Origin of the sequence: Pseudoalteromonas sp. GCY, from assembly GCF_016695175.1 — a bacterium.
Taxonomy (GTDB): domain Bacteria; phylum Pseudomonadota; class Gammaproteobacteria; order Enterobacterales; family Alteromonadaceae; genus Pseudoalteromonas.
This window is the reverse complement of the sequence record NZ_CP068022.1, coordinates 433,801-446,270: the sequence shown is the minus strand read 5'-3', so window position 1 is coordinate 446,270 and position 12,470 is coordinate 433,801. Positions and strand designations below refer to the sequence as shown.

The 12,470-nt window shown below is 40.8% G+C and carries 10 protein-coding genes; 7 read left to right on the top strand and 3 right to left on the bottom strand.

All coding sequences use genetic code 11. The annotated features are described in order from the left end of the window. Window positions 1–108: 108 nt before the first annotated feature. From JJQ94_RS01805 to JJQ94_RS01785, 5 genes are all read left to right on the top strand, one after another. Window positions 109–1,338 (top strand): ABC transporter substrate-binding protein, encoded by a 1,230-nt coding sequence (locus tag JJQ94_RS01805; protein WP_099030697.1) that lies wholly within the window; start codon window positions 109–111, stop codon window positions 1,336–1,338. Then, a complete protein-coding gene (locus tag JJQ94_RS01800; RefSeq protein ID WP_099030630.1) occupies window positions 1,335–4,646 on the top strand; it encodes a response regulator in 3,312 nt (1,103 codons plus the stop codon). Before JJQ94_RS01805 ends, JJQ94_RS01800 begins: the two co-directional genes overlap by 4 nt. A 78-nt stretch (window positions 4,647–4,724) precedes the next feature. Continuing rightward, entirely contained in the window at window positions 4,725–6,878 is a 2,154-nt protein-coding gene (locus JJQ94_RS01795; RefSeq protein WP_099030629.1) for an exonuclease domain-containing protein, read from the top strand. Window position 6,879: 1 nt separating this feature from the next. After that, complete coding sequence (locus JJQ94_RS01790) at window positions 6,880–7,248, top strand: DUF1294 domain-containing protein (RefSeq protein ID WP_099030628.1); 369 nt, start codon at window positions 6,880–6,882, stop codon at window positions 7,246–7,248. Between the two features lie 90 nt (window positions 7,249–7,338). After that, entirely contained in the window at window positions 7,339–7,851 is a 513-nt protein-coding gene (locus tag JJQ94_RS01785) for an Mpo1 family 2-hydroxy fatty acid dioxygenase (protein WP_099030627.1), read from the top strand. Between the two features lie 48 nt (window positions 7,852–7,899). Here JJQ94_RS01785 and JJQ94_RS01780 read toward each other — a convergent pair whose 3' ends face one another. Next, window positions 7,900–8,856, bottom strand: a complete 957-nt coding sequence (locus JJQ94_RS01780) for an FHA domain-containing protein (RefSeq protein WP_099030626.1) — start codon at window positions 8,854–8,856, stop codon at window positions 7,900–7,902. 590 nt (window positions 8,857–9,446) lie between these two features. Between JJQ94_RS01780 and JJQ94_RS01775 the strand changes: the two genes are divergently transcribed. Further along, window positions 9,447–10,034 (top strand): CBS domain-containing protein, encoded by a 588-nt coding sequence (locus JJQ94_RS01775; RefSeq protein WP_039491599.1) that lies wholly within the window; start codon window positions 9,447–9,449, stop codon window positions 10,032–10,034. 133 nt (window positions 10,035–10,167) lie between these two features. Here JJQ94_RS01775 and JJQ94_RS01770 read toward each other — a convergent pair whose 3' ends face one another. Next, window positions 10,168–11,085, bottom strand: a complete 918-nt coding sequence (locus JJQ94_RS01770; RefSeq protein WP_099030625.1) for a M14 family metallopeptidase — start codon at window positions 11,083–11,085, stop codon at window positions 10,168–10,170. 91 nt (window positions 11,086–11,176) lie between these two features. After that, entirely contained in the window at window positions 11,177–11,584 is a 408-nt protein-coding gene (locus JJQ94_RS01765) for a hypothetical protein (protein ID WP_099030624.1), read from the bottom strand. A gap of 426 nt (window positions 11,585–12,010) precedes the next feature. Here JJQ94_RS01765 and JJQ94_RS01760 point away from each other — a divergent pair, with 426 nt between their 5' ends. Beyond that, window positions 12,011–12,403 (top strand): hypothetical protein, encoded by a 393-nt coding sequence (locus JJQ94_RS01760; protein ID WP_017218137.1) that lies wholly within the window; start codon window positions 12,011–12,013, stop codon window positions 12,401–12,403. Window positions 12,404–12,470 lie beyond the last annotated feature (67 nt).

Sequence of the window (12,470 nt, the reverse complement as noted above, 5' to 3'; positions counted from 1 at the left end):
CATGCATTGTCTTGGTGATTTATAACGAGCAAGGTATTCGCTATAAAATTAAGCAATCACAATGATTTGAACTAAAGTTTAGTTATGTGTTGGGTGATTAGTAATGCGATGAAAATATTATTATTGTTTTTTTGCCTCTTTAGCTCGGTTTGTCTCGCAGCAAACTCTGAGAAAGTGTTTCGTATTTATCATGACGCCGATTATTCCAATTTAAATGAGTCAGCCGAGGCGATAAAAATGGGGTTTTTAACCGCATTAGATGAAGTAGATAACCAAATCCAAGGTTATAAGATTGAATTGGTAGCCAAAGACCACCGTGGTAATAGTAATCGTAGCTTGCTTCACTTTAAGCAGTTTTTAAAAGACCCGAATGCCTTACTCGTGCTTGGTGGTGTACATTCCCCTCCTTATATTAAATTTCGTCAGTTTATCAACGAGAATAAAGCGCTGCTATTGGTTCCTTGGGCCGCTGGTGGATCAATTACAAGATACCCGAGTAAGGAAAATTGGATTTTTAGACTGTCTGTGGATGACACCAAAGCAGGTAAAGTACTCATCAATTATGCAAAGCAACGAGGCTGTGTCGCACCCCATTTACTCCTTGAGGATACCGCATGGGGGCGCTCCAATTACGACACATTGCTAGAGGAATATAAGAAGACCAAGCCTAACAACGCGCTGCCAGTATCTTGGTTTAACTGGGCAACTAAGGAAAATGAGGCGCGGATCATCATCCATAATATTATTGAAAGTGAACCGCAATGTATCATTTTTGTTGGTAATGCGATTGAAGGCGCTGAGTTTGTAAAAGCCATGGCGAGTATTGATAAAGCCCAACGATTACCAATTGTCAGTCACTGGGGGATCACGACAGGTAACTTCTTTGAAGTTGCTGGAGATAAGCTATCTGCAGACGTCTCATTGGCGGTGCTGCAAAGCTGTTTTTCTTTTGAGACTAAGCCGTTAAGTGCGTTTTCTGAGCAGGTGTTTAGTCGTGCAAAACGGCTTTTCCCTACTCAGTTTGCAACACATGGATTTGTTCAAGCAGCACCAGGGTTTATTCATGGCTATGATATTGCCAAGCTTCTCATTGCGGCAGCTGAGCAAATAAAACTGACAGATTCAGTCGCTACAAACAGAGCCTTATTAAAAAGTGCTTTTGAGGATTTGCAATCGCCGGTCAGCGGTTTAGTAAAAACTTATCAACGACCTTTTAGTGTGTGGAGTAAAAAAAACGATTCAGCCCATGAAGCGTTAACGGTGCAAGACTTGTGTATGGGGCAATACCAGTCTAATGGCAGTATTAAACCAGTTTATAGTTACCCGGGGTCGCTTTGAAAACTAAATTCACCTTAACGAGTAATCGCGCTTTTTACACCTTTTTAGGGTTAACGGCTATCGTTTCACTTCTGCTCAGTGCTCTTTTTGTTGGGTTGAGAGCAAACATTATTGTCGAAGACTTAGTAAGAGAAACGAATGAAACTCAAGCTCAACTCGCGGTTAACAACTTAACTCAGTATCTTGAGAGCCGCAAACAAATACTATTCGATCTATCTTCACACCCTATTATTGTAAATGGTGCGATGGGCACGGGACTCTCCGCAGCGAAGTTACGGGATTTTTTGCGCAGCTTTCAAATTATAGGCAAAGAAGAAAAGCTGATGGTAATCAACATTCTCGGAGATGTAGTGTATGCAAACTTTGACTCCCATGAAGTGTTAGACCAAAAACCAAAATGGCTAGATAAAGTGATTAACGCTGAAATTGGTAATGCGATTGATTTAACCACTGTCACCAATGAGCACTTTTTTACTGTAGCGGTACCTATTTATTATAACGGCTTTGCTGAGGGAGCTTTGATTGGTGAGTTTTCGACCAGTCTTGAAACCTTATTGGCAACCTCCTTAGACCATCAACTTCACAGTATCTCGTTAAAAGGGCAGTGGCTGGAATTCTCTGATGCCGAACGCGTAGAAGATTACTTTAGTATTAAGTCACTAGCTATCGGGACTACCGGGCTTCAGTTAGACTATCGCTTGCGAAAAAGCTTGGTCACTGACGAAGTGAAAATATTTGTGTGGGATCTTATTGGTGCTATTGCCTTTGGGTTGTTCCTATCATTTGGTTTGCTCTATTTGTTTGGCAAGCAACTTTTGTTAAATCCGTTCAAAAAGCTAGAAGAATCGAGAACAACACTCGAGCGCAGTGAAGAGCGATTTAAACTTGCAATATTTGGTAGCGATGATGGTCTTTGGGACTGGGATCTTGAGCGGAATGCGGTGTTTTATTCAGACAGATTTAAATCTTTACTAGGTTTTTCTCAAGAGACACAAGCCTTATTCTCTGCGCATATTTCCAGTTTATTTGACCGAGTCCACCCAGAAGATCTCCCCAATTTAGAAAACTCACTTAAGTTTCACATGACGGAAGAAGAGCCTTTTGGAGTAGAGTGCCGAATAAAAACGAGGCAAAACAGCTACCGCTATTTTTGGCTAAAAGGCGCAGCTGCACTTAAAGATGGACAGGCAAAACGGATAGTTGGGTCGCTTTCAGATATTACCGATCAAAAGCTTCATCAAGAAGCACTAAGAAAGGCAAAGGAGCAAAATGATTTACTTGCTCAAGCAATAGAGTGCGCAAATGTAGGCATAACGATTGTTGACGTGACTAAGTCGGAATTGCCAATTGTATTTGCCAACAAAGCATTTCAACAAATCACCGAATATGGAGATGAGATACTTGGTAAAAATTGCCGCTTTTTGCAAGGTGAAAACACCCAACAGCAAGCTTTAGACGAAATCAGAGAAGCAATAAAAGCTCACGAATTCGTCAAAGTTGAATTGATAAACTACACCAAATCTGGAAAGGCATTTTGGAATAGTTTACAGATCTCTCCGGTGTTTAACGAACAAAATCAATTAATGGCATTCGTCGGTATCCAACAGGATATTACCGCTGCCGTTGAGGCGAAAAAAGAGCTAGAACAAGCGAAGCAAGCGGCGGAGCAGGGCGCGCAAGCTAAAAGTGAGTTTTTAGCTTCCATGAGTCATGAGATCCGCACGCCAATGAATGGTGTAATAGGCATGCTAAGTCTGCTAGAAGATGAGCATCTTACTCAAACTCAATTACATAAAGTGAGTCTAGCAATGGGGAGTGCCAAGTCGTTATTAAATCTCATCAATGATATTTTAGATTTTTCTAAAATTGAAGCGGGTAAGCTTGAGCTTGAGTCACTAGATTTTGATGTAAGGGCGTTACTTGGTGAATTGATTCAGTCCGTTGCCCTGCAAGCCCAGAAAAAGGGACTTGAACTTATTCTAGATGTTACCCAACTTGAAAAGCCATTGGTGCAGGGGGACCCAAGCCGCATTCGACAAATCATCACCAACTTAATTAGTAACGCAATCAAGTTTACCGAGCAAGGCGAGATCATCATCCGAGCTTGGTTCAGTGAGGTAGACAATAAACTGAGATTTCATTGCTCAGTTGAAGATACCGGCATAGGTATACCAGAGGACAAAGCGGATAGACTTTTTACCAAATTCTCTCAAGTTGATGCCTCCACCACTAGAAAGTATGGGGGTACAGGACTGGGGCTTGCCATTGTCAGGCAACTCTGTGAATTAATGGATGGCGATATCACCGTAAGTAGTCGATTTGGACATGGTAGCCAATTTGAATTTTTCGTTACTTTGACTCATGGCGACAATACTCAGTTAGAGGCTGCAAAAGTTGATTTGCAAGGGATCAAAATACTACTAGTTGACGATAACCTCTCTGCCTTGACGAGTTTGGAATCTCAATTGAGGCACTGGGGTGCGGATGTGTATAAAGCTAGCTCTGGAATACAAGCTCTATCACTGTGTGAAGCTGAATACCAACGTGATAAAAATGTGTTTGATATAGCCTTATTAGACATGACGCTGAGAGGCATGTCGGGCGAGCAGCTTGGTGCTGAACTTAAAAATGATAAGCGATTCAAAGCGATAAAACTTATCATGATGACGCAAATGGGTACCAAGGGGGATGGACAGTTTTATGCGGATCGTGGCTATTCAGGCTATTTTCCAAAGCCCGTGACAACCAAAGACCTTTTTGATGCGTTAACCATTTTAGCTGAAGATGGCAAGGCGCTGGCGAATGCGAAACCACTAGTTACGAGTCACTATCTGAAGCTGGTAAGAAAAGCGAACGAAACCGAATTTACGTGGCCAAAACCTTGTCGTATTCTACTGGTTGAGGATAACAAGGTGAACCAAGTTGTCGCATTAAGTATGCTCAAAAAATTGGGTATAACCCATATTGAAGTTGCCGAAAACGGACTGCTTGCCATTGAGCTGCTCAAGTCACATCAAGATGAATGTCAATTTGAGCTGATCTTAATGGATTGTCAGATGCCAGAAATGGATGGCTATCGGACTACCGAGTTAATCCGAGACGGAGCCGCGGGCGAGAGTTATCAGGGAGTAAAGATATTGGCCATGACAGCCAATGCAATGTCCGGTGATAGGGAAAGGTGTTTAAATGCAGGCATGAACGATTACCTCACAAAACCCATTTCGGAAGAGCCATTGAGCGAGAAACTACAATATTGGCTATACAAAAGCGAATATGCTTCCACTGACGATACAGAAGAAACGACTTAAGGGGGTAACTGAAGCAAATTGGCAATATTTACTATCTATGATAGTCTTTACTGTATATAAAAACAGTTGTCTAGATTTGTGTTGAGAAAAGAGTTACCCGCCAAATATTACTTAAGCCACTTTAGTGAGTTTAGCGATTATTTACTTAAAGTATGTCAACCGCTATTAAGTAGTGCACAGCGTGAGCTGTTAGCAGAGCTACATCGCTTGCCTGAAGATGAATTGTGTTTGTTAGTGCGGTTTATTTCCCGCAAAACTCCTTTTCTGGATATCAATTCACTGCGCTATGAAGAGATCAATAATATTTGTGAAGTCGCGTTTTCATTAAAAGCAAAGGGATTACTTCGTCAGGTACAACAAGACGACTTTCAAGTACTGCTACATTGCTTAACTAAACCATGTTTAATTGAACTTGCCGAGCGAGAGAGCTTAACTACACTGCCAAGTAAATCGGCAAAAAAATCGCTCTGGGTAGCGCATTTATATCAATCTGTCAGCGTTGAACATCTAAATACACAAGAATTCTTATCCCAGTATCTCACGCTCTCATTTCAAGCAGATATCGACTACTTTCTATTTTTGTACTTTGGTAAGGTAGGCTTTAGCTTAGCGCAATTTTCGATGCGAGATCTTGGTGTAATGAATACCCGGAGCGCTGACGCCGCTTACCATGCACATTTTGAACAAAAAGCAGAAGCCGTGAGCGCGTTTTATTATGCAAATGCACTCAGTGAGCTTAAAAACACCTCTGAAGATGAATTAGTACAGCGTGCTAGACAGGCCGCAGCGCAACAATTGCCTAAGGTCGATGGGCAATATGCAGCGACAGCACATGCAAAGTACCTGTTAACGCTTGCTAGAAAATTAGGTCCTGAATTTTCCCACTTTAAAACCTTACTGTGTATGAGTGAGCACCCTCAAGCTCGTGAGATGTTGATACGACATAATTATAAACAAGGTGAAGTTGAGCTGGTGCGTGAGCAATTAGAGCGCATATTACAGGGTGAAAATGATGAAACATTGATGATCTTCGCCGAAGACTTTTACCAGCGTAAATTTAACCAAAAACGCACTTCTGTACTCACGGATATACTAAGAAAAAGTCAACCAGCAATCCAAATTGATGAGGCTTTTAAGGGACAAACAGAAGCTGGCGTCATTGCTTATTATAAACGTCATGGCATCGAGGCCTATCATGTTGAAAATGAAATTTGGCTGGCCTTATTTGGATTGACCTTTTGGCAAGAACTGTTTTATCACCCAAAAAGTATCGTTGCTAATGGGTTTTCTAGAACTCCGCTGGCGTTAAAAGAAAATCGCTTTTATAGCGAATTTGAGGAAGAGATTGAATGTCGCTTAGCGAATTTTACAGATACTTCTGCTTGGATGAACTGGCTTCTACGCCAGGTGAGCGAACATTATGGAGAACCCAATCGGTTGTTTATTTGGCACGATAAGATGCTCGACTCAATAAAAATATTGTTGTCTAACTTGTCAATTGAGGATGTCAAATCCGTTTTAAGGCTAATGTGTAGTGACTTTCATCTGATGAAATCTGGTTTTCCCGATCTGATGATAGTCGACAAAAAAGCGGGCTTAAGGTTTGAAGAAATCAAGGCACCAGGTGATAGCCTTAGCCGAAGTCAGCTAGTTAACATTTCTAAACTCTTGCAATGCAATATTCCCACGCGACTGCAAACCGTTGAATGGCATATTTGCAAAGAGCAACCTTATGTCGTTGTCGATATTGAAACCACCGGTGGCAACAAAGAGTTTGATCGCATTACCGAGATCGCCATGGTAAAAGTCGTTAACGGCGAGGTCGTTGCTAAATGGCAATCACTTGTTAATCCGATGCGTCGTATCCCACAAAAAATCACTGAACTGACAGGGATCACTCAGGCAATGGTGAGTGATGCTCCGAGGTTTTTTGAAATTCTGGAACAAGTTGAGCATTTTAGCCAAGGTGCTATTTTTGTCGCGCATAATGTGAACTTTGATTATGGCTTTATTCGGCAGGAGTTTGCTCGAGTCGGCCGAGAGTTTACTCGTGCGAAGTTATGTACTGTGCAGTTAGGCCGAAAGTTTGTACCAGGCCTTCGTTCTTATGCGCTAGGTGCGTTTTGCCAAGCGATGAATGTACCTTTGGTTAATCATCACCGGGCGATGGATGATGCTTATGCTTCCGCTGAAATTTTCATTCAAATCAACACAATAAGACAGGAAAAGTAGCATGTCGGCGGTTCGTTTAATGCATCAGCAGATGGGCTTATTTTGGGGGGCTGGCGTGTGGTTAGGGGCGCTTTGCGTATCTAAGCTACCTTGGCAAGCGGTTATTTCTGCAGTGGTGTTGTTGGTTATCAATTTATTTATATTTGCACTTTTTTGGTGGGATAAGCGCGCTTCAACACTTGCTCAATCGCGCATTTCTGAGCGTAATTTGTTACTGTGTGGGTTACTTGGGCTCAATATTATCACACCAGTGGCAATGTATATGCTCAGGCATAAAACCATTAAACCTAGCTTTAATTTTAAGCTGTTGATGGTGCTCATAATGCAGACTATTGTATTCGGTATGCTGTTTATTTGGTTGTTTATATAGGTCCTAATACGCGAATAGAATTTTTTATTGATAAATTCACTTTGTTGACTAATTATCAGTAGGATAATTGGTATCAATGAGAGAACAATAATGAACAAACTAGAGACACTATTAAGCCAATATGCCATGTATCATCGCAGCAAAAGGAACATTCTGACTCACTTTTTTGGGATCCCGTTAATTGTCATTGCTGTTGTGGGTATGACTTTTATCCCGCTATTCAGTGTATCAGGAGTAGCTATCACCCTTGCCGCGCTGATAGGGGTAGTTTTATGTGGCTATTACCTGATGCTATCCCCCATTTTCGGGCTAATGATGAGCGCCATCATACTGGCTTTTTATTTCCTTGTTCAAACGTTGAATCCACTCATAGTTAATGCAGGAATAATGACCGTATTGTTTTGGGCTGGTGTTTTCTTTGTAGGTTGGGTGATACAGTTTATAGGGCATTATTTCGAGGGAAAAAAGCCTGCATTTGTCGATGATTTGATTGGTTTAGCTATTGGACCACTGTTTGTACTTGTGGAGCTTTTATTCGTATTGGGGCTATGTAAAGAGCTCGAAAACAAAATAGTGAATTATGCTGGAGAGTATAAAGCATAGGCAAATAGTTGGGCCGAAATGCTATTTCTGCCCAACTAACAATATCGCTTAAGTTGTCATGCGAGTTTCTAATTTAGAGCCTTTTATTATCGTGATATCTTGGCAATTTAATCTTACTCGGCCACAGCGAGTTTCTAATAAAAAGGTTGCTTCTGGGTAATCTTCGCCACCGGAATCGACAAATTGCTTCCGTGCGCGGTGAACCATAATGTTCATATGGTTTGTTTGTACGCCGAGCGCTTTTGCTAAGTCATCACGATAAACCCAACCTTGAACATCCGATTCAAGGCCAGCATCTTTATCTTGGATCCGAGTTCTGGCAAGCAGCAACAGTAAGTAGTGATGACTTCTGACACCTAAGTCTAGGTGTTTATCGTCAACACTTAGTGTTAGTTGAGTATCTTCTTCGTCTTGACTTACATTGAACTCTAGTGCCATTGGCTTGGCAGCTTTTTGGCATTCAAGGTGCTTAGTTACCGCGATTGTCGTGGCAGAAAAAAACATCCATTGGTCGTTCATCAGCGATACAATACTGCCATCTATTAAGGCTTGTCGATCTGAGGTATTCAGATCTTCTAAAAACCAATAGTTGAGCAATTTATCATAGTAAATGATGTGTTTAGCGTCATCTTCACTAGGAAGTAGAAGTTGATTCGTTACTTCTACTACTTTTTGGTTATTTGACTGAGAAACTAAATATTGACACTCGGTTTGCAAGTTCGCTGCCACAAACGAGTTTTGGCCAGGTGCTGCAAAATCAATCTTATCATTTTCGAATAGCTGATACGGAAGGTTCTTGTCGAGCTTTTTATCGTTTATCCAGATCCCGTTTGTACTCACATCTCTGATAAACCATTTGTTTTCATTGAGTTCGATAATGGCGTGATGTCGCGACACTCCCGGCTTGTCTATCAAGGTATCTACACTATATTTATAGCGGCCTACCGTATGATAGCTTTTAAGATAGACTCGTTCGAGTTTCTGTTCGTCGATTAAATAAGCCATAGTTAGTTCCGTATAACTTTGATGAAAATTACATGCTTATACAAAATAGATATCACAATTCAGCAAGGCGTAAATTTCATCTATATCAATGTATAAGTGCCGTGAAGCATACAATTTTATTTCCTTCTACTCAATGATAAAGACCCACGAGGTGGGTCTCGTTGAGGGAAGAATTCACCAGCACTTACGTACCGGCTTGGTCTAATTTGGAATTACAGTTTTTCTAGTTTGACGCGGAATTCCAATGCCTAAACCAATTGTTTGATATTAGGGTGATAAATCCTAGCAAACATCTTCAGTCTAATTCGTTTACTTAAATTTAGCTATTACACGGCATTACACTGAGATTACAGGAGTTTTAGACTTCATTGACTTGAATATATTCACGGTATAAACCATATTTTAATTAGAGAGGCTTGAGATTAGCTCTCATGTGCTCGAGCTTTCGTGATCTCTCTTACTTTTCCAGTTACCTAAAATAATTTTTTACTGCCTTTACACTGGTTGTTCTTTTTATTTTTAGTTGTGGATTGTTCACAGCAACATAAAAACCAGACTTTCGAAGGGCTTTATAAAAGCAGGAGTATAAAATGGGCCAATACAAAGCGTTAAAAACCGTTAAGTTGGAAGGGGTATTTCAGCTTTGTGATCACTTCGATTCAGAACCTTTAAATATGGACAGTAGTGCGGTTAAGGTGGTGACCGACTTTACTCGCAGGCAGCCTCAGGTGATAGCAAAAGACGTCGATATTGATCATGCTTTATACATGATGAAAAATGGCCATGTGCGCTCAAAACTCGTTGTTGACGAAGATGATAATTTCTTGGGAGTGGTAAATTGTCGTGACCTCACTGGCAGAAAGGTCTTAAGTGTTGCACAGAGAAAACAGGTGTCGAGAGAAGATGTGTGCGTTGAAGATGTGATGGTGACTAAAGAAGAGCTCTATGCTGTTCCCTATGAAATGGTTGCTAAAAGTACGATAGGAGATGTGCTTGAAACATTACAGAGTCTAGGATTGCAGCACGTTTTATTGGTTGGTCCGGAAGGGCTCAGGGGTATGATCTCTGCTAGTGATATCGCAAGAGCATTGCATATTCCAGTGAGTATTTTGCAAAAACCGACTTCATTCAAAGAAATCTTTGGGGTCGTCAGTGGGAAGGAAGATTTAGCGAATTAAGCACTAAACTGAGATGATCAGCTATGTTATTTATAACGTAGTGTTTGTAACACAGCCAGACAAAACTAATAGGCCGATGTGATTGATTGAAGTAGATGTAGTTTACGAAACCACATCTACCTAAGCTTAAGCGCTAAAGACCTTCGCTTTGTAAGTACTTAATGGCCCCTCTAATTGCTGCCACTTGACCCGCGATACAGTTTTCTGGTGTTGCGTTTTGACCATCAGGGTAAACTTCAGTTGTTGTTACAAAAGCGGCATCTGTCATGCCCATACATAAGCCTAGCGCAGTGCCATCATAATTAATTACACCGTGCTGCTCTAAATCAACACCGATTAGCTGCCCATGATCATCGGCATCGGCAATTTGCGTTACCGCAGCCACTTCTTCGATAATACGTTTTTGAAATTTAGCTTCCGGTTTTTGAGTATGTCCGACTAAATAGAAACCGTCAGGAATATTCCAATTGTGATTCTCTTTACCATCTCTTGCTGCCAATGCAGGGCGGAATTCAGAATTATCAGAATCTGTGGTTTCGTGTAAATCAACATGACACAGAATATCTGCTGTTTTCTTATTGACAAAGTCCATTGCTGATCGAGACTCCGGTGCTGGACTATCCGCATAAAAAGAGCGATTAGGGTCAACGGCTTCTGGATTCCAACGATTTATCGTTTCATAGCCCCAAGGACTCAAGCAAGGCAAGATAATGAAATTATAAGCCTGTTCATATTGTTGTGCTTCTGATTTTGCAAAAGCGAGCGCACCATGTACACCGCTTGTTTCATAGCCATGCACGCCACCGGTAACGAGTATGGTTGGTTTGTTTTGCCGCCAGTTTTTTGTTGTTAATGCATATAGAGAATAAGTTTGGTTGGGGTAGTCAAGCTGACCATACTCGGTGACGTCAAAAGCGTGCTTGAGCGCTTCAATTTGAGTTACGACCTCTTCAGAGTATGAGCGTTTGATCGATTGGCTTTCTAACCACACTGTTTTTTCTTTGGAAGTCCAAGGTACGCCGGGCGTACCTATCGCATATTGTCTTTGCATAATAACCTCGTTATAAATTTAGGTTATCTTACTCAATGCCTCGTTTTGAAAGCAACTTTATAAGGCCTACTACACACCAATAAACTTGGGATTAAATATATCCCAGTAGTTTAAGGCTTTGCTGTTGCGCAAGATTGGGTTTGAAAGACCAAATTCTTAGTACACCGCTTGTCAGATAAAGTTTGGTATAACTGAACCAAAGTAATCGTTCCACCGAGATTTTTTCCACTTCTTCTGCTGGAATATAGTGCTTTTGGCCTAACAGGCTGTGATAAACCACGCCTTGATTGCAGATGATTACTCGGCTTTGACCACTGAATATTGCCCATAACCCTGTAACAATATAAAACATGATTGCTGCAGATAGCGTTAATTGGACAAAAGAAACCATGCTAATTCTTTCTGACACGATTACGGTATCTAGAACAAGTAAGGTAAACGCTATAATAGAAAGGGAAATGAAAAATGATAAGTTCATTCCTAGTTTTAACTCTTTCATTGTTGTTCCTATTTTTCTTTAATTGATTCTGAGAGTGTGCAAATTATTTCAACAAAATGAATCAATTGTGGAGGTAATGATCTTTTCTTACTAAATCAAACTTTATAATTGATGTTTTCTCTAAAGGCTGCTTCTTTAGTCGTATGTATTAGAGGTGTTGGTTAGCAGGCATAACGCTGTTTAGCGATAGAGGTAATAGTATTGGCAGTGTTTGGGAACTTTTTAATTGTGAAAAGTGAAATGTAATAAGTGAAGCCTTCTTATTTTTTCGACTTTTTTACGGTCTGCTGAGCGAGGTGTAATTGAACTTGCACTTTTTTAATATGACAAATGGAAAAAGTTAGCATATGTTTAAATCTTAGCGTTTTTTGTTCCGTCTTGAAATATCTGTGATCTTGTCTTGCAGAAAAGGGTTAAGGAAGAATTATGAAATTTGAACAGCTACTCAATCACTTTGACACAGGCATTTGTGTCGATCAGATGCAAAAAGAAGCCCTAATTGATATCGCATTACTATTTATTGGTGTTGATGGCGTCATCAGTGAGAGTGAAAAACATGTTGTGAGAAAGTGGGCAAAAAGTCTGCAGTGGAACTCTGCAATCGCATTAGATGATTACATCGAAGATAGCCTTTCAAAATCTGTTGTTGCGATAAAAAATAATGACATTGAAGCTTATGTGCAACACCGCATGAATAACATTATCGATGAGCCGATGCGTAAACTTGCGAAAGATTTAGCCGTGCGTGTTATCGAAGCCGATGGCAATGTGAAACAGGCAGAAAAGGACGCACTCGCCATTCTTGAGGCCGAGCTATAATACTGTCTTTAGCTGCAAGGTCAGTGGACCCAAGGTATCCAATTAAATACTGAGGTCCACTGATATC